This is a genomic window from Brucella haematophila, assembly GCF_005938105.1.
Lineage (GTDB): Bacteria > Pseudomonadota > Alphaproteobacteria > Rhizobiales > Rhizobiaceae > Brucella > Brucella haematophila.
Map to the genome: position 1 here is coordinate 137,384 of NZ_VCPE01000012.1, position 18,463 is coordinate 155,846.

Below are 18,463 nucleotides of genomic sequence, written 5' to 3' on the forward strand. Positions count from 1 at the left end.
CCGCCCCTCTTCCAATATGGATCGACCACGCCTATATACGTCTCGCTGGCGCAAGCCAGCTATGGTGATAAACGGACGGTGTAATAAACCCATTGGACCCGGGGGCGGTACCCGGCGCCTCCACCAGAACACAGGATGTATCGTTAGTCTGTGCTGTGGCGGGGGCGAAATAGGATCGACAAGGGTGTAAAGATCGCTCTTTTACTCGGCATGATACCACCGTTATCGGGTCAATTGAGTAGTTGCAAATGACAACAAAGCTCAGGGTTATGCTCTCGCTGCCTAATGGCGGTGCGGGAAACCCACTCTAAAGCCCTTAGGGTTAGCACCTTAAGGCGGGGTTCGGAGGCACCTGGCAACAGAAGCCTCCACTTTCCCTTACACGTTAGACCCTCTTTGGATCAGGCTGCTGCCGCTTCCGTTTCGACGTCGCTCGTCTTGCGGGAGAGGACGATCTGCGTCAGCACGAATGCGGTCAGCGCACAACCAGCGATGCCACCGACCATTGGCACAGCCGTTCCGTCGAAGAACGAGCCCGTAATGCCGATCGCCAAACCGCCAATCACGAAATGCAGCGTTCCCATCAAGGCCGAAGCTGTACCGGCAATCGCGCCGTAATCTTCCAGCGCCAAGACCGCCGTTGTCGGAATCACAAGTCCAAGGAAGCCGTAGCCGACGAAGAGGAAGCCTGCGATCAGCCAGAGCGAATGGTGCCCCATGAGAACGGCGGCGAACATGGCAAGCATGGCGGCGGCAAAACCGGATACGGCAACGCGCATCACACGGCGCAGGCCAAACCGAGCGCCAAGCAAGCCATTCAGCTGCGAAACACCGAAGAACGACACAGCATTGGCCGAGAAAGCCAGCGCATACTGGTTCGGGGTCAGGCCGTAATGGTCGATCAGCACAAAGGACGAATTGGCCAGATAGACGAAGAACGATGCGATGCCGAAGCCGCCGACGAAAACCAGTCCAAGGAAATAACGGTCCTTGAGCAGACGGCCATAGCCGCGCAGAGCGCTACCGATGCTGCTTTCAAGCCGCGCTTCACGCGTTCGCGTTTCCTGCTGGGCGGTGGCAAGCAGCAGGATGCCGATAAGCGCCGCGACCAGAACGGCCCAGAACACGCCGCGCCATCCAAAGAAGCTGATGATGACCGAGCCCGTAAGCGGCGCCAGAATTGGCGAAATCGAGAAGACCAGCATCAACAGCGACATGAGTCGCGCTGCTTCCACGCCGGTATGCAGATCGCGCACCACGGCGCGCGGAATCACCATACCCGCCGCCGCGCCAAGCCCTTGCAGGAAGCGGAACAGCACCAGCACATCGATATTGGTCGCCAGCGCAGAACCGACACTGCCGATGGCAAACAGAATCAGCCCACCGTAAAGCGGGACTTTGCGCCCGACCATGTCCGACAAAGGACCGCAGAAAAGCTGCGCAATCGCCAAAGCAATAAAAAAGGCAAGCAGACTCATCTGTACCGCGCCGGTCTCCGCATGGAGATCGGCGGCAATGGTCGGCAAGGCAGGCAGATACATGTCGATCGCGAACGGACCAACTGCGGAAAGAAGACCAAGAACAATCGCATTGCGCACAAGACTCGAAGCCATGGGAGACGCGCTTTCATCAATGTTTCGTGAGGTGCCCGCACCGGTTTCGGATCGCCAACTTCGCTTGGGAGGATGGATCGCTGGGCTCGCAAAACCGGTACAGGACTGATAAGTATATGGAACTGCTATGGCTTTTCAGATTCAATCCGGGGTATATGCCCACCTTTGGACAAACCGGACCTCTGAAACAACTGTCACAGTCTATTGTCTAGACGAAACGCCAAAAGGAATTTGACATTGATGTCAAATTAGACACCATTGTCCAAAACGTCAAGTCATCTTATGTTGGGCTTATGAAACCTACTGACATAATCGAAATGGCCGCCCCGCCGGTGAAGCGTAGCACCACTGGAAAAGGGTTGAATGCCGCGGCTGGCTCTGCCGCAATGAAGCCGGGACAGTGCATGAAACGCGATTTCATCCTGTGTTCTGCGGCGCGTGTTTTCTCGCGCGACGGGTTTCAGGGTGCCAGCATCGATCTGATTGCAAATGAGGCAGGCGTTTCGCGCCAGACCATCTATAACCACTACCGCGACAAGGAAGCCTTGCTGGCCGCCGTGGTGGAAGACGCGCTGGATCGCATGAATGCGAGTCTGTTTGCTGTGCTTTCCACTTTTCCACAGACCGGCGACAATCTTGAGCACGACCTGACGGCTTTCGCGATCCGCATGAGTCGAAACTGCGTTTACGATCCGTCGGGCGCGTTTCTGCGCAAGCTTGTGCAGTCCAGTTCGCCCGATCTGTCCTTTGCGGGCTATATCTGCAAGACCAAGGGTCCGGCTCAGGCCATACCAGCCGTTGCTGCATGTCTTTCCCGCCTGGCGCTTGCCGGGCATTTGCGTCTCGACGACCCCGATCTGGCGGCACTGCATTTCATGGCGCTGATCAGCGCCGACACACAGTTGCATGCGTTGCACGGATGCGCCATCGATGACGACATCATCGAACGCAGCGCTATCAATGGTGTGAGGACATTCCTGCTAGCATTCGGTGTGACTGAATCGTCGCCGCAAGCGGCCCCTCGCCCCTGACAGATCGGGCAGCCCCACCGCACTTTCGCGATATATATCATCGTTTCCTGCGAGAACGAACTTGACATCTGCCTGCGAATCCGTGGGATAAGAAACCCATGGTACAGGATTTGATCCGTTACGACATTCTCGCTCAGGAAGCCCTTCGTGGCGTCATCCGCAAGGTTCTTGCGGAGGTGGCCAAGGCTGGCCTGCCGGGCAATCATCATTTCTTTATCACGTTCCTCACCGGAGCGCCGGGCGTGCGCATTTCTTCGCGCCTGAAAGAGAAGTATCCCGAGCAGATGACAATCGTGTTGCAGCACCAGTTCTGGGACATGAATGTTACGGATCAGCTCTTTGAAGTCGGCTTGTCTTTCGGCGATATCCCCGAAAAGCTGGTCATTCCGTTCTCTGCTGTGCGCGGCTTCTACGATCCGTCTGTCAATTTCGAACTTGAGTTCGATGTTGCGGCAGTTCAGCCGACCAGCGACAATGACGAAGAGAACAATATCGCGCCAATCGAGATGATGCCTGTGGAATCCGCGCCCGAAAAGCCGGAAAAGCCCAAGGCAAAGTCGCGCAAGTCTTCCGCTGAGAAGCAGGCAGCCGCCGCCAAGGACAATGCTGAAGGCGAAGATACGCCCAAGCCGTCTGCCGACGTGGTCTCCCTCGACGCTTTCCGTAAGAAGTAAATTTTCTCTCCCAACTCTGCTTGGAATCATGAAAACGCTGGCTGCGCTGCAAGCTTAAGGCTGCGGCGCAGAAGCCGTTTGTATAAAGCTATGGTCAAGCGGCGTACTATTTCATAGTATATCGCTGGCTAAATTACGCGTTTTGACTTCGATCAAGGCAACCGAAGTTTAAAATGATATGGTGGCAGGCAATACGGCAGTCCAAATCAAGGCGGGAATTTCATGGTCCGTTTGTTAGCGCAGGCAGTTCTCTGGATAAGCGGCGTTATCGCTGCATTCTTCATGGCGAGTGACGCGCCAAACTTTCCCCTTTGGCAGTTGACGGTCGGCCTTTTGCTGCTTGTGGCCGTTTCGGTCGCAATCTGGTGGTTTACCAACCCCAAGGAACCAAGACAGTAAGCCGCGCTGACAGCTTGCAGCTCACCGGAGCACCGCGGTATAAAAGCGTATATCGACGCAGCAAGGCATCCGAGACATCAAAATGAGCGACATCGTCAATCTGCGGCAGTTCAAGAAAAAGAAAGCGCGTGACGCCAAGGAAAAGCAGGCGGATCAAAACCGCATTCTTTTTGGGCGGACAAAAACGGAGAAAGACTTCGCACGCGAAGAGACCCGCAAGAGCGAGCGCTTTCTGGATATCAACCGCCTGGAGCGTAAAGATAACACGGACGGCGACCGTTGAGCACCGGCGGCTTGCGCAAGCATTCCGTCAGCATTCGTGGCCATGCGACCAGCTATACGCTGGAAGACGAGTTCTTCGAAATTCTCAACCAAATCGCCACGACACGCGGCCAGTCGATTGCAGCCCTTGTCGCAGAGGTGGACAGCAAGCGTGAGCGCACCACGAATCTCTCGTCGGCGCTGCGCCTTCACGTGTTGAACTGGCTCAAATCCCAGATACCACCAGCCCGCTGAACACAACCCCGATCAGGGCTGCTGTGCGGGCGCGGCCGGTGTGGGCTCCAGAGTTTTCAGAAATTCATTGAGCGACTGACCACCTTCCGGGCTGGTCAACGGTGCAGTTGCGCCATTTGTTGCTCCGCCTTCCGGATTGGCTGGCTGGGGCTGTTGCGACTCCAGCCGCTTCTTCTCCTCGGCTTGTTTTTCCGCCGCGACGCGGGCTGCCGCTTCCGTGCGGCGGCGTGTCTCGTCTTCCTGCTGGGCACGTGCGCGTTCCGCAGCATCGGCTTCCAGAACGCCAAGCTGACGGCGCAGACGCTGCTTTTCCATCAGGCTTGCCTGCATGGCCTCGACACGTTCCTGCTCACGCTCCAGCGCACGCTGGGTCAGGAACTGCACAAGCGGCTGCCGGTCGAGCCGCACTTCGGGCCGGTCATAAGTCCCGCCAATACTGAAAGCCACCTGCGGCGAAAGGCCGGTCTGGGCGCCATCGTCGCCCTGGAATGTAAACGTTCCGCTGCCGCCAACGCCAAGCGTCGACAGATCGAATTGCAGGTCACTCAACAAAGCCGCGTTGCCATCGGACAGATTGGCGGCTGTCATGCGCGCATTACCGCCAGCCACCGTGAATTCGAAGCGCGCATCGCCCGGCGTAAAACGCGCATTCGGCGCAACGGCCTTATCCGCAATGGCAGCAAATCGCTTCGCATCCAGTTTCTCATCACCGGCAGGCTGGTCGCCAATGCCATCAGCGGCTGCGACCATGGCGGGCAGCGCCGCACCATCCAGACCAGCCACCGCAAATTTCTCGACATCGACAGTCGCCGTTCCCGCCAGCGAACCGACCAGCGCGGCAGCGTTTTCGCCGCTGCCATTCAGCGTCACCGCGGCCTTGACGACACCGCCCAAAGGCGCAGAACCATCTTCCAGACGGTAGAAATTGGCGAGATCGGCACCGCTCCATTTGAGATCAGTCGAAAGCAGCGCATTCTTGTCGCTGTTGCGCAGAGACAAAGTGCCAGCGAGATAGCCCCCGGCCCAATTTCCGGTCAGCTCCGTCAGGCTCAGACTGTCGATCGTCTTTTGCAAGCGCGTCGAAAACTCGGTCGCCGTACCAAAGCCTTGCATATGCGCCTGAGCGACATTGAGCTTCACGTCAATCAGCAGCGGCAAAGACGGGCGAACCGCAAAAGCCCCTCGAGGCCAGATGGATTTTTCTGTCGGCTTGGCCGGTTCAAACGCATCCTGACCGAGCATGATGGCTGCCAGACTATCGACCTCAAGCGAAGCGAGCTTCGCCTCGCCCTTCAACTGCGGCAACCCGCTATCGGCAAAATTCGCCTCCAGCCGCGCCGATACATCTTCGCCGCCCAATTGACCGGCAAGGTTCGGAAAGCGCAGAATGCCCTTGGCAAACTGGAAATCGCTGGAAAGATTGGCAGATAGACCCGCGCCATACCCCGGCAATGCATAACCTGCCGTCGCGATGAATGGTTGCAGATCGGCAGATTTGACCTGCGCCTTGCCGCTCGCGGCAATATCACTACCGATCAGCGAAATTACCCCGTCAGCCGAAGCCGTGCCATCAGGCGCTGTGAGCTTGAGAAGCGTCCGCATCCCGGCGCTCGGCGCACCCTGCATGGTCAGATCTGCGGTCAGTTCACCGGCAAGCCCCAATGGAAGCGATGGCAGGCCGATCAAGGCCAGCACGGCCTCGCCCTGATCGGACTCGGCTGTACCGTTGAGCTGCATCTGCAAGGGGTCAGCGTCCGTCTCGCCGCCGCTGGCCGTTCCTGACAGATCGAGCTTCATTCCGCCGGTCTTGCCAGTGACACTGAAGGAAAACTCGCCGCTGCCGGGAGAAGTCTTGGTCTTCGTATCAGCCGGGCGGGCGCTTTTGCCCTTCGCTGCACCGTTCTTCGCGGGATTGGCCTGCGTTTCCGGCCTGACCGGCGCAACCGCATTGGCGATCACGTTGATCTCGCTGTCCTCGAACAGTCCGGGGAAGTTCGCCGCACGCGCCGACAAAGCGCGGAACAGCGGCAATTGCGGATAACGGTTCGCCATCAGCGCAATGAAGCGCGACAGATCGCCAGAGAGAATCGTCGCGTCCAGTTTTCCCGAAGGTGAATTGGCGAATGGCTCATAAGCCCCGGTTGCCGTCAGCGTTGCGTCTGCAACATCATTGATCATCAACCGGTCGAAATCGAAACGTCCATCGTGAAGGCGCATGGCCAGATCGATGCTGGCCGCTTCCATATCCTTGAAACGAACCGGCCCGGCCTTGAAGCCGACATTGAGCGTCTGCGCGTCGAGAAGCGCCAGCCCCTCACCGCCCGAGAAGAACGAAACGAAAGCCTGCAAGGCATCGCTTTCCACCGCGCCGCCTTGAAGATTGACGTCGATGGTCGGCTGCGCCGCTCCTTTGACCTGCCGCAGCAGTGATCCTTTGAGCGAAGTCTTGCCCAGACCAATTTCAAGATCGTCGATACGCTGCATGCCATCGCGCAGATCGACCTTGCCGGAGAAACCAGCCCCGTCGAGCGTGCGGATCGATTCATCCACTGTCTCATTCAGCCATGTGGCAAGACCGGACGGCTGGCGCGATGCAACAAGCATCTCGCCCTGAAAACCGAAATCATCGCCAACGGACAGCCTACCCTTGGCCTCGACTTTCGTGCGCCCGGGCAGATCGGCGGCAAACTGGCGAATATTCCAGTCCCCGCCATCAGGTTCGGCATTGATCGTCACCGAGCGAATGGTGGTTCCACCCGCAACAACCGCCGGCAGGCGGAGGTCAATACGCCCCGGTATGGTCGGGATTGGCAATTGTTCCAGAACCCGGCGCGCAATGGCAATGCGGTCCGTCAGCGGCATGACGGACGTAACCTGCTGGTCTTCCGCCGTCTCGCTCGGACCCCAGAAAATCTGCTGCCCATCGGCGCTGATTTCAAAGCGCGGTACATTGCCGTAATCGATCAGAGCCTTGCCATTGACGACATAGGGATTGTCGGCTGGCCCCTGCTCCATGCGAAACTCGCTCGCATCGAAGCGGTTGGTATCGGCGGTAAATTTGCCGGTCAGGCGCAGGCCGCTGAAAAACGGCTTGTCCGCCGACGCGTCTTTCTGTTTTGCACCGTTTTGCGCCACCATGTCAGAGGAACGCAGCGAAAAATCACCCGCATAGTTCAACCGGCCATCCTTGAGGGCGATATCGCCATCCGTTTCAAATGCGGCAGGAATGGCTTCCGGCGAAATACGCGCCCGCAATCTGAGCGAACCGTCAGGCTTGGCCTCGCCGCTCGTCAGATCGACCGCAAGCTTGCGGCCTCCCAGGCTGAAGCTGCTTTGGGCCTGCCATGGCCCGGCAAGGCTGTTGGCCGAGAGGACGGCATTCAGGCCGGTCGCCTCGTGGACGCGTCCGCTCGCCACGTCATGCAGCGTCACCGCACCGTCGCTGATCGAGAGTCGCTCGACCTTGATCTGCGATGGATTGAGCGGCGTGGACGGACGAATGGCCCAATCGACCTTGCCGTCCTTATCCAGCGAGATTGTTACGCGCGGACGCTCGACACGCATGTCGAAAATCAGCACCTGACCACGCAGGAAAGGCATCAATTCCGCATCCATCGAGAACCTGTCGAGGGTCATGACAGGATGCGTTGCATCCGCCCCGACGCGCACATCGGAAAAGGTCACGGATGGGAAAGGGAGCAGCCGCGCATTCACATCGCCTGCCACCTTGACCGGGCGCCCCAGAATACGGGTCGCCTCGCGCTCGAAATCGGCCCGATAGCCGCTCCAGTCGACAAAAGGCGGCACCACCAGCGCGGCTGTCAAAAGCAGCACCAGAAGCCCGCCGACAATGACGAATATGCGGCCCAAGAAGCAGCTCCGGTCAGTCAGGTGAATTCGGTTACGCGCAACACAACGGGTGAATCACGCCATATTTACCAACGCAACATAGTGCATCATCGCACAAAGTGCGAAGCGGTTTTCAGGATTGCGCGTCAACAAAAAACAGCATCGGTTCGGCGACAACAAGGCAAGCTGCCGCCCAACTGATCTAAATATGCGCGCTCATTGAATCGCCATCTGAACCAAGCGGTGCAGATGGCTGATTTGACTCACGAAATCAGGATTTTACCCGGGTTCATGATATTGAGCGGATCGAGCGCCTTTTTGATCATGCGCATATAATCGGTCGTTTCACCAAGCTCCATGGCCAGATATTTCATCTTGCCCTGGCCGATGCCGTGTTCGCCGGTGCAGGTCCCTTCCATGGCCAGTGCCCGCATCACGAGCCGGTCCATGAAAGCTTCCGCCCGTTCCATCTCTTCCGGGTCTTCCGTATTGAGCAGCAGGAGCAGATGGAAATTGCCATCGCCGACGTGACCGACGATCGGCGCAATGATGTTGCTGTCTGCCAGATCGCGTTCCGTCTCGGTAATGCAATCGGCCAGACGCGAAATCGGCACGCAGAGATCGGTCGAAATTCCCTTGCAGCCGGGACGCAGCAAGGATGACGCGAAATAGGCGTCATGGCGCGCGCGCCACAGACGGTCGCGCTCTTCGGCATCCTGCGTCCAGTGGAACGGTCCGCCGCCATGTCCGGCCGCGATCTCGCCGAAAATCTCGGCCTGTTCCGCAACGCCGGTTTCCGTGCCGTGGAACTCCACGAACAGATAGGGCTGCGCTTCGTAAGGAAGCTTCGAATAGAGGATCAGCGCTTCCATCTGAAGTTTGTTGACCAGCTCGATACGCGCCACGGGAACACCCATCTGGATCGTATCGATCACCGCGCGACAGGCCGATTCCACATCAGGAAACGGGCAGATGCCGCCGGAAATCGCCTGCGGAATCCCCTGAAGCTTCAAGGTCAATTCCGTGATGATGCCCAGCGTGCCTTCCGCGCCGATCAGCAGACGGGTGAGATCGTAACCGGCGGCGGTCTTCTTGACGCGCTTGGAGGTTTCGATCAGGCGACCGTCCGGCATGACGGCTTTCAGCGCCAGAACATTCTCGCGCATGGTGCCATAACGAACCGCATTGGTGCCGGAAGCACGCGTCGAGGCCATGCCGCCGAGCGTCGCATTTGCACCCGGATCAATGGGGAAGAACAGGCCCGTATCGCGCAGATATTCGTTCAGCTCACGGCGCGTCACGCCCGGTTCGATAACGCAATCAAGATCTTCGGCATGAACGGCCAGAATGCGGTTCATATGCGTCAGATCGAGCGATACGCCGCCTGCCGCCGCATTGACCTGACCTTCGAGCGAAGACCCTGCACCGAAAGCCACCAGCGGCACGCGATGTTCGGCGCAAATGCGCACCACATCCTGCACGTCCTGCGTATTTTCGGCGAACACCACAATATCCGGCGCTTGCGTCGGCACATAGCTGGTGGTGTGGCCGTGCTGCTCGCGGATGGCCTGACCGGTCTGCGCCCGCTCGCCAAAACGCTGCTTGAGGATACCGACTGCAGCGGCGATCCCCTCTTCATTGCGTGGAAGCGCGATCACATGTTCAAGCGACATTGTTCATTCTCCGGAATATTAAAGCATTTCCAGCAAAAGTGCGCAGCGGTTTTGCGTAGGATAATGCGTAAAAACAAATAGATAGAGCGGTTCCACGATTCCGTATTAAACGGAACCGCTCTAAACAGCAGGAAGAGCCAATGCTGCCGGGTCCTGCCCCAGCTGCAAGGCGATGGCGCGTACGACGAGATTGTGATCCTCGCGCTGCGGCAAGCCGGAAACGATGGCCGCCCCAATCACACCAGCGCCCGCAACGCGGATCGGAAATCCGCCACCCGCCAGCGCATAATCATTTACATCCAGCGCCTTGTGCGGCGCAAACATCCGGTCTTCACGATTTTGTTCCAGAACGAGACGATAGGTCGAATCATGAAAACGGCGCACGACATTAAACTTGCGGCGCAGCCATTCCGTATTATCCGCCGTAGTGCCGACAGTTGCTGCGAAAAACAAGCGACGGTCCCACAGCGAAATATCAATGCCGATACCAAGCTTTTCCTTCACCGCAATGTCACGAATTCTCTGGCCCAGCGCAAAAGCCTCGTTCTCGTCGAATGTTGGAAAAATCAGTGCGTGTTCCTGACGGATGATCTGCTTAATGTCGTCGCCTTGCGCCACGTCTATCGCTCCTTGGAAACTCATATGCGTTTCTTGTGCCCCTTCATTCGCATGTTTGCAACAACGGATATCCACCGATGTTCATCGGCAAACTTGATTGATGGTACACAAGGCGCTAGTGGAACCTTATGGCTCAGAACCCCAATATCGATGTGCCTTTGAAGGGCGACCAAATTCCCCCGTTTGTGGAAACAGCCGTGTTCAAGCGCGACGTGTTTTCTGAAACGCGCGCGGGCTATTTTGCGAACGATCCCGACACGCGCATTATTCGCCGTGTGGTGAGCGCCGCACCCTGGTGGTCGAGCCCGCTGGCATGGATTCTCGCCCGGCGCGAAATTCGCGGTTTGAAGACCGTGCGTGGCATCGAAGGCGTTCCGCAACTGATCGCAACTGACCGCGATGGCCTCTATCGCTCATGGACCGAAGGCACACCGCTGCATCTCGCGCGCCCCTCCGATCCGAAATGGTATCGCACCGCGCACCGGGTTTTACGCGATATGCGTCGTCTGGGCGTTACGCATAACGATCTTGCCAAGCCGCAGAACTGGCTGATGACACCGGAAGGCGAAGCAGCGGTCATCGATTTCCAGCTTGCCAGCGTCCATCGCCGTCGCGGCGCGCTTTATCGGCTGATGGCCTATGAAGACTTCCGCCACCTCATCAAGCAGAAGCGGGCTTTCGCCAAAGATCTGATGACACCGACGGAAAAGCGCATTCTGGCGCGCCGTTCGCTGCCATCACGCATCTGGCTGGCCACCGGCAAGAAGGTCTACAACTTCATCACCCGCGGCATTTTTAGCTGGTCGGATGGCGAAGGTACGGGCGACCGTATCGACAATGAAGGTCCGGCAATTCTGGCCGCCCTCAAGTCCGACCCACGCGTCAAGGACGTGGCGCTGGCGCTTTATTCGCTGCCAGCCAAGGGCGTCGGTCTCTATGCTTTCGTGGAAACGCTGGATGCAGACGAGAAAAGTCTGCGGGGGCGCCTGAAAAGCCAGAAGGTGGAATTGATCCAGCCGGTTGCCCATCTGCCGCGCCGCGAAGACGGCACCGTTCGCGACGATATTCTGCGCCTGATCGCCATGAATCAGATGACGGAGCTGGACGATCTGTTGCAGCGCGAGCCGGAACTGCGTGGCCTTGTGGAAGCGCTGGCCGCCCATCGCCTGAACTTCACGGATCGGCGCGTTACTCAATTAGAGTAGTCGAATAGACAAGCCCTTCCGGGTCTTTGTTTTTTGTGAGCGAATCATTACATTCGGGGTCAGATGTCCGATTTTCCCGACGATATGCCGTTTTTCGGCGATGATGCACCGGCTGGCCGCGCGCCAGCTACCGGCGGTATTGCTGCGCGCGCCATGGCCGCGCGCAACCAGCAGCGTGGCGAGCCTGACTACCTGAAAGGGTTGAACCCGGAACAGCGCCAGGCTGTGCTGACGACCGAAGGGCCGGTTCTGGTGCTTGCAGGTGCAGGTACAGGCAAGACCCGCGTTCTGACCACCCGCATCGCCCACATTATTACCACCGGCCTTGCCTATCCCAGCCAGATTCTCGCCGTGACCTTCACCAACAAGGCCGCGCGTGAAATGAAGGAGCGTATCGGCCATCTGGTCGGCGGCGCGGTGGAAGGCATGCCATGGCTCGGCACGTTCCACTCCATCGGCGTGAAATTGCTGCGCCGCCATGCGGAACTGGTCAATCTCACATCCGATTTCACCATCCTCGATACCGACGATGTGATCCGGCTGATCAAGCAGCTTATTCAGGCGGAAGGTCTGGATGACAAGCGCTGGCCTGCCCGCACCTTCGCCAATATGATCGACGGCTGGAAGAACAAGGGCTTTGGCCCCTCCGACATTCCGGAAGGCGATGCGCGCTCGTTCGGCAATGGCAAGGGCCGCGAATTGTATCGGGCCTATCAGGAACGCCTGCGCACGCTGAACGCCTGCGATTTCGGCGATCTTCTGTTGCATCCGATCCGCATCTTCCGCAATCATCCTGATATCCTGCGTGAATATCACGCCAAGTTCCGCTATATTCTGGTGGACGAGTATCAGGACACCAACACCGCCCAATATCTCTGGCTGCGCCTGCTCGCACAAAGACCGCAAGCGAGAAATACGGCATCTGTTGCCACGCAAGGCGGAAACGCGCCCATACAGCCCGCTAGGGCGTCCGAGCCGATGCGAGGCCCCCGCGGAGCCGGTGAGCGTAGCGAACTCGGCGCGAGCGAAAACAAAGTGAACCTGTGTTGCGTTGGCGATGACGATCAGTCGATTTACGGCTGGCGCGGAGCGGAAGTGGACAACATCCTGCGCTTCGACAAGGATTTTCCGGGCGCTGTTGTCATCAAGCTTGAGCGCAACTATCGCTCGACCGCGCATATCCTCGGCACTGCCGCTCATCTGATCGCTCATAATGAGGGCCGTTTGGGCAAGACGCTTTTCACGGAAGCGCCGAACCCTGATGATCCGCGTGTGAAAGTGCACGCGGCCTGGGATTCGGAAGAAGAAGCCCGTGCGGTCGGCGAAGCGATTGAACAGGCGCAGCGTCAGGGCCATCTGCTGAACAACATGGCGATCCTCGTGCGCGCTTCGTTCCAGATGCGCGAATTCGAAGATCGCTTCGTGACGCTTGGTCTCAACTACCGTGTTATCGGCGGCCCGCGCTTCTATGAACGCCTCGAAATCCGCGATGCGCTGGCCTATCTGCGCGTCGTCGCGCAGCCTGCCGATGATCTGGCGCTGGAGCGTATTATCAACACGCCGAAGCGCGGACTGGGCGAAGCTGCAATTCGTCAGGTGCATGATTACGCCCGCGCCCGCGACATTTCGATGTTTGCCGCCGCCTGCGATCTGATCGAAACAGAAGAGCTGAAGCCAAAGCCGCGCTCCGCCCTGCGTGAGGTCGTGGAGAACTTCCTCCGCTGGCAGTCGCTGCTCGACAACACGCCGCATACGGAGCTTGCCGAGACAATTCTCGACGAATCCGGCTACACCGCGATGTGGCAGAACGACAAGACCGCCGAAGCGCCGGGGCGACTGGAAAACCTCAAGGAACTGATCCGTTCCATGGAGGATTATGAAAGCCTGCGCGGCTTCCTGGAGCACATCGCTCTGGTGATGGATGCCGAACAGAATGAAAATATGGATGCCGTCAACATCATGACGCTGCATTCGGCCAAGGGTCTGGAATTCGAAACCGTGTTCCTGCCCGGCTGGGAAGAAGGTCTGTTCCCCCACCAGCGCGCACTTGATGAAGGCGGACGCTCCGGGCTGGAGGAAGAACGCCGCCTCGCCTATGTCGGCGTCACGCGTGCCAAGAAGAACCTGCATATCTGGTTCGTGTCCAACCGCCGCATCCACGGCATGTGGCAGTCGACCATTCCGTCGCGTTTTCTGGAAGAATTGCCGGAAGCGCATGTCGAGGTTGCGGAACTGGAAGGCAATTACGGCGGCTATGGCAGCGGTTACGGCCAGTCCCGTTTTGACCGGGCCGATCCGTTCCAGAATAGCTATTCGACACCGGGCTGGCAGCGCGCACAGCAGAACCGTTCGGAAGCCACGCGCAACAATTGGGGCTCACGCTCCGGCAGCCGTGTGGAACGCGTCGGCTATGGCGAAACGGATTCCGGCTTCGGCGCCGGGCGCGGCTCGGTCAAGGGCCGCACGATTGAAGGTGAACTGGTCGCGAAATCGGTGGCCGACAAGCCCTCGGCTTTCAAGGTCGGCGACCGCGTGTTCCACCTGAAATTCGGCAATGGCAAAGTCGCCGCCATCGACGGCAACAAGCTGACCATCGACTTCGACAAGGCAGGACAAAAGCGCGTTCTCGACGGCTTCGTCCAGCCTGCCTGACACGAGACAAAAGCGAGCCGGGTTATTCCGGCTTGCCCTTCTCCCACGTCACATCACCCCTGAAGAGCGGCACGGTCGAGAGCGACGTCTTGGCCGAACCGTCCTGCACCTGACTGGCATGGGCGAGATAGAGCAGCGTATTGTTCTGTTTGTCGTAAATGCGGGTGATCACCAGCTTCTTCCAGATCAGGCTGGTACGCTCCGAAAAGACCCGTTCGCCCTTCTGGCTCAGCTCAATATCGCCGATTGAAATCGGTCCGGTCTGCTCGCAGGAAATGGACGCATTGGAAGGGTCTTCAAACCACTTTCCCTTTTGCAACCGGTCGATCATGCTTCGCGAGAAGGATGCAAGATGACAGGTCACACCTTTGACCTTCGGATCGGGCACTGCGTCGATGACGATATCATTGCCGACCCAGTCCACGCCAACCTTGCCAACCTGCTCGGCAGTGGCCGGCAGGACCGAAACGGCAAGAAGAGCGAAAGCGGCGAAAGTCTGCTTCATCATGTTCTCCCTGAAAACCTGTGAGGAGAAGTGGCGCGGCTGGCCTGTCTTTGCAAGAGCTTACTTAAAAACACCCACCGCCGAACCGCCTACTCCCACTTATCGAGGAAGTCGCCAATCGCCATGGCTTGAATGTCGGGCACGGCCTCAAACAGTTTTTCGACCGGCCAGTCCCACCAGTTAAGCTTCAGCAGCCGTTCGATAGCAGCGTCGTCGAAGCGCTTGCGAATGAGTTTGGCCGGAACGCCGCCAACCACCGTATAGGGCGCGACATCCCTCGTCACGACAGCATTGGCGCCGATCACCGCACCATGGCCGACTGTTACGCCCGGCGTGATGACTGCGCCATGGCCGATCCAGACATCATTGCCGATCACCACCCGCTTTGCCTGGCGGCGCGCACGAAACTCGCCATCAACGCCCAGATAGCGGAAATATTCGTTGGGACGATAGCTCAGCTTATGCGTGGTCAGCCGTTCCATCGGGTGTTCCAGCGCATTAATCCGCACATTGGCAGCAATGGAGCAGAACTTGCCAATCTCGGCATAAATGCCTTCGCCATTGCGCTCGAAATAGGTGAAATCGCCGACTGTCACTTCGCGCAGGATGACCCGCTCGCCAATCTCGGCATAGCGCCCCAGCTTGGAAGATTTGAGCTGCGCCGTCGAATGAATGCGCGGCTCGCTGTTCTGGAAACGAAGATCGTCGGAATTGGCCATCAAAAGTCTCAAGGTTGCTCAGAGCGCGTTTGTTTTTACGCACATCTTGTCCGAAAACCGTTTCACACTTTTCGGGATGTGCTCTAAAGCGACCTAGGCCGCCTGCTGCGAACTCTGTTCGCTCGATAAGTATGCCTTGATAGCATTCGGCAGGACATCGTCAAACTTCGCGATCAATGTCGCATGAATTTGTGCCCGAAACTCTGGCTCAAACCGTTCAAAGCCCTGCACGCAACCAAAGGGTGCTGAACCGTTACTGATCTTGTCCAGCTCTTCGCCCCAGTGCTTGGCCTGAACAAAATCGAGATAAGCCAGTTCCCGCACGCCATGGACCGGCGTGTGATGCTGCGCAATTTCCAGATGGTTGGCGAGGGAAACCGTGTTGAACTGCTCGATATTACGATAGCGGAAACCGACCTGACGGTTCAGCACATCCGGTTTTGCCGCGAAGAACGAGGCCAGCGTACTGCGTCTCAGAGGATGCGGATGGTGGTGGATGCTCAGAAACCTGTCCTTCACCCCGGCCGTGACAGCGCCTTTCCACTGGGCAAGACGGAATTTCGGAAAGGTATACTGGTATCGTGAAATTTTCCCGAGCAAGCGCCGCAGCTTGTATTTCAAACGGGAATTTTCCGGCCGCACCCAGTCACCATGCAGTCTTGGACGTTCGTTCTCATAAAAATCGGACACGGCCAGCGGGGCGTTCAGGAAGAAATCATCGTTGGAATAGATGAAGTGTTCCGACAGGCCGGGGATGCGCCACACTGCCCCCTCGATTGCTCTCGCATTGAAGGACGGGCGCGCCGCGGGAAGATCTTTGAAAATATCGTCATGCGAGACGATCTGGATGAAGGACGGATCGCACTTGCCTTCCGCCGCAAAAGCATCAAGCAGCCGTGGCTTCTGATTGTCGGTGATGATGAAAATACGCCGGATGAACGGCGCGAACTTTATGACCGATGCAATATTGTAATAAATCTCGCCATTGTCGAAGTAGCGCTCACTGGTCACCGCTTCGAAATGGGTCTTTTCGGAATCTGGCGCAAATCGCTGCCGGGAAGACTTATGCGCGGGGTCCTGACCGTCCACCCACGCGATGACATAATCGATTTCCAAAACGATTCTCTTGAAATATTGCAGTTTTATATTGGAAATATAACAATCCTTCGGGCGATACCAAATGAAATAGCCGACTTTCCCATTCAACTTTGGGTGTCCGGCAAACAGAGCGAACGGACAAAAGTTTCAGAAATTATTGAAAATCAAAAAAAGAACCGTAGATTAGGCCCACTTGGAAGTGCGTGATTGTAGAGCGCGCAAATGCGTGTTCAGAAATGCAAGGTTCATCGGACATGAAAAAATTCCTGCCCATCTTCATCGTTGCCTTCATCGTCGTGATTGTCGGCGCTGCTGGTTTCAACATGTTTCGCGATCGCGAGGCCGCGAAGGAACCCTTCGGCGGGCCGCTCAATCTCGTCACGATGGATGGACAGCCATTTACCGAAAAAGACCTCCGCGCCACACCGGCTGTGGTGTTTTTCGGCTTCACTCACTGCCCGGATGTCTGCCCCACCACGCTTTACGAACTTGATGGCTGGCTGAACCAGCTCGGCAGCGACGGACAGGACCTCAAGGCCTATTTCATCACCGTCGATCCGGAACGCGACACGCAAGACATCATGAAGACCTATGTGGGCAATGTCTCGAAGCGGATTGTCGGCATCACCGGCACACCGGAGAACATCGCCGACATGGTCAAGTCCTACCACATCTATGCCAAGAAGGTTCCGGGCGAAGACGGTGAATACAGCATGGATCACACGGCATCGGTGTTCCTGCTCGACAAGGGCGGACGCTTCCGCAGCACCATCGCCTATCAGGAAAACCCGGATACCGCGCTGCAAAAGCTGAAGAACCTCGTCAAGGGCGCTTCTGCTGGCTAATCCTGGAGCGATAGCTGCTTTCTTTGGCAGTTACCCTTTAGAAGGCATGTAAATCCCAAAGATTCGGAGCGCCATTTATGTGTTCGGATGGACGCGCGGCGCTCCGACAGCTAAACAGAAGCTCTTGAACTTTTAGAGAGCTTTTTACCTCATGGCCCAATCACGACTTTTCTTTTCGGCGAACAAGGCGGAAGCCGAGCGCGTTTATAATATTCTCGAGCAGGCTTTCGAGGATGACGGCTTTCCCATCGCCATCACCGAAATCGATGAAGACCGACAGATTTTCGAAGTCTCGGTCTATGTCGAAGACGGTGCTGAAGAGGTCGCGGCCCGTGTGGACGAGCTGGTTGGCGCCGACAAATTCGAAACCGAGGAACTGCCGGATATCGATTGGGTCACCCATTCGCTCGAAGGCCTGAAGCCGGTTCGCGCCGGACGTTTCTTCGTCCATGGCTCGCATGACCGCGAAAAGATCGAGCCGAACGACATTCCTATTGAAATCGATGCAGGTCTTGCCTTCGGCACGGGCCATCACGGCACGACGGCGGGCTGCCTTGAACTGATCGAAGAAGTGGCTGAGAGCGAACATCCGACCAATGCGCTCGATCTTGGAACTGGCAGCGCCGTACTGGCCATCGCCATCGCAAAGCTCGCGCCAATTCCGGTTCTCGCCACCGACATCGACCCCATTGCAGTCACCGTCGCGGCAGAAAACGCCGCCAAGAATGGCGTTGCCGAGCACGTCATTACGGCGACGGCAGAAGGTTTCGACCATTCGATCTTCCGGTCCTATACGCCCTTCGATCTGATCGTGGCGAATATCCTTGCCAATCCGCTGATTGAACTTGCGCCTTCGTTGAAGCAGCATCTGGCTCCAAGCGGCTCGATTGTTCTCTCCGGCATTCTCGACAGCCAGCACGATGCGGTGCTCGCCGCCTATCAGGCCCAGGGCCTGACGCATCAAAAGACGCTTCATCGCGAAGGCTGGGTGGCGATCCATCTGAAGTGATGTGATTCCGGAACCAGAACCCAGAAACGGTTATCTTTCATCTGTTGTGAGTTAGAC

At 57.6% G+C, this 18,463-nt stretch carries 16 protein-coding genes and 1 other RNA gene; 10 read left to right on the forward strand and 7 right to left on the reverse strand.

The genetic code is table 11. The annotated features are described in order from the left end of the window. The first annotated feature begins 5 nt into the window (after nt 1–5). Nucleotides 6–373, forward strand: a transfer-messenger RNA (tmRNA) gene (gene ssrA / locus FGI60_RS17900). Between the two features lie 28 nt (nt 374–401). On the opposite strand, the gene FGI60_RS17905 is transcribed toward ssrA, so the two are convergent. Continuing rightward, on the reverse strand, nt 402–1,613 hold the full coding sequence (locus FGI60_RS17905) for a multidrug effflux MFS transporter (RefSeq protein ID WP_138786354.1): 1,212 nt from the start codon (nt 1,611–1,613) through the stop codon (nt 402–404). Nucleotides 1,614–1,906: 293 nt separating this feature from the next. Here FGI60_RS17905 and FGI60_RS17910 point away from each other — a divergent pair, with 293 nt between their 5' ends. From FGI60_RS17910 to FGI60_RS17925, 5 genes are all read left to right on the forward strand, one after another. Further along, nucleotides 1,907–2,644 (forward strand): TetR/AcrR family transcriptional regulator, encoded by a 738-nt coding sequence (locus tag FGI60_RS17910; protein WP_138786355.1) that lies wholly within the window; start codon nt 1,907–1,909, stop codon nt 2,642–2,644. A 98-nt stretch (nt 2,645–2,742) separates the two neighbouring features. Continuing rightward, complete coding sequence (locus tag FGI60_RS17915; RefSeq protein WP_078339387.1) at nt 2,743–3,318, forward strand: SspB family protein; 576 nt, start codon at nt 2,743–2,745, stop codon at nt 3,316–3,318. A 222-nt stretch (nt 3,319–3,540) separates the two neighbouring features. Then, nucleotides 3,541–3,717 carry a hypothetical protein gene (locus tag FGI60_RS26320; RefSeq protein ID WP_171058798.1) on the forward strand — a complete coding sequence of 59 codons (177 nt, stop codon included), beginning with the start codon at nt 3,541–3,543 and terminating at the stop codon, nt 3,715–3,717. Nucleotides 3,718–3,799: 82 nt separating this feature from the next. Next, on the forward strand, nt 3,800–4,000 hold the full coding sequence (locus tag FGI60_RS17920) for a DUF4169 family protein (protein ID WP_138786356.1): 201 nt from the start codon (nt 3,800–3,802) through the stop codon (nt 3,998–4,000). Continuing rightward, the gene (locus FGI60_RS17925) at nt 3,997–4,233 is read left to right on the forward strand and encodes a ribbon-helix-helix domain-containing protein (RefSeq protein WP_138786357.1); all 237 of its coding nucleotides are present in this window, start codon (nt 3,997–3,999) and stop codon (nt 4,231–4,233) included. The genes FGI60_RS17920 and FGI60_RS17925 overlap by 4 nt, the downstream gene beginning before the upstream one ends. Before the next feature lie 12 nt (nt 4,234–4,245). On the opposite strand, the gene FGI60_RS17930 is transcribed toward FGI60_RS17925, so the two are convergent. The 3 genes from FGI60_RS17930 to FGI60_RS17940 form a co-directional block, all read right to left on the reverse strand. Then, on the reverse strand, nt 4,246–8,103 hold the full coding sequence (locus tag FGI60_RS17930; protein WP_138786358.1) for an AsmA family protein: 3,858 nt from the start codon (nt 8,101–8,103) through the stop codon (nt 4,246–4,248). Between the two features lie 242 nt (nt 8,104–8,345). Beyond that, nucleotides 8,346–9,755 (reverse strand): FAD-binding oxidoreductase, encoded by a 1,410-nt coding sequence (locus FGI60_RS17935; protein ID WP_138786359.1) that lies wholly within the window; start codon nt 9,753–9,755, stop codon nt 8,346–8,348. 120 nt (nt 9,756–9,875) lie between these two features. After that, the gene (locus tag FGI60_RS17940) at nt 9,876–10,373 is read right to left on the reverse strand and encodes a heme-degrading domain-containing protein (protein ID WP_138786390.1); all 498 of its coding nucleotides are present in this window, start codon (nt 10,371–10,373) and stop codon (nt 9,876–9,878) included. Between the two features lie 128 nt (nt 10,374–10,501). Here FGI60_RS17940 and FGI60_RS17945 point away from each other — a divergent pair, with 128 nt between their 5' ends. Together FGI60_RS17945 and FGI60_RS26430 are read left to right on the forward strand one after the other, a co-directional pair. After that, nucleotides 10,502–11,578: a serine/threonine protein kinase gene (locus FGI60_RS17945; RefSeq protein ID WP_138786360.1), complete on the forward strand. Its 1,077-nt coding sequence runs from the start codon at nt 10,502–10,504 to the stop codon at nt 11,576–11,578. A 63-nt stretch (nt 11,579–11,641) separates the two neighbouring features. Then, nucleotides 11,642–14,230, forward strand: a complete 2,589-nt coding sequence (locus FGI60_RS26430) for an ATP-dependent helicase (RefSeq protein ID WP_210238450.1) — start codon at nt 11,642–11,644, stop codon at nt 14,228–14,230. A 22-nt stretch (nt 14,231–14,252) separates the two neighbouring features. On the opposite strand, the gene FGI60_RS17960 is transcribed toward FGI60_RS26430, so the two are convergent. The 3 genes from FGI60_RS17960 to FGI60_RS17970 all read right to left on the reverse strand — a co-directional run bounded on the left by FGI60_RS17960 (nt 14,253) and on the right by FGI60_RS17970 (nt 16,570). Next, on the reverse strand, nt 14,253–14,735 hold the full coding sequence (locus FGI60_RS17960) for a CreA family protein (RefSeq protein ID WP_138786361.1): 483 nt from the start codon (nt 14,733–14,735) through the stop codon (nt 14,253–14,255). A gap of 89 nt (nt 14,736–14,824) precedes the next feature. Next, nucleotides 14,825–15,454, reverse strand: coding sequence for a DapH/DapD/GlmU-related protein (locus FGI60_RS17965; protein ID WP_138786362.1), 630 nt, complete (start codon nt 15,452–15,454; stop codon nt 14,825–14,827). Nucleotides 15,455–15,547: 93 nt separating this feature from the next. Then, nucleotides 15,548–16,570: a hypothetical protein gene (locus tag FGI60_RS17970; RefSeq protein WP_138786363.1), complete on the reverse strand. Its 1,023-nt coding sequence runs from the start codon at nt 16,568–16,570 to the stop codon at nt 15,548–15,550. A gap of 236 nt (nt 16,571–16,806) precedes the next feature. Between FGI60_RS17970 and FGI60_RS17975 the strand changes: the two genes are divergently transcribed. Further along, nucleotides 16,807–17,397: an SCO family protein gene (locus FGI60_RS17975; protein WP_138786364.1), complete on the forward strand. Its 591-nt coding sequence runs from the start codon at nt 16,807–16,809 to the stop codon at nt 17,395–17,397. Nucleotides 17,398–17,548: 151 nt separating this feature from the next. After that, nucleotides 17,549–18,406, forward strand: a complete 858-nt coding sequence (locus FGI60_RS17980; protein ID WP_138786365.1) for a 50S ribosomal protein L11 methyltransferase — start codon at nt 17,549–17,551, stop codon at nt 18,404–18,406. The last annotated feature ends 57 nt before the right edge of the window (nt 18,407–18,463 follow it).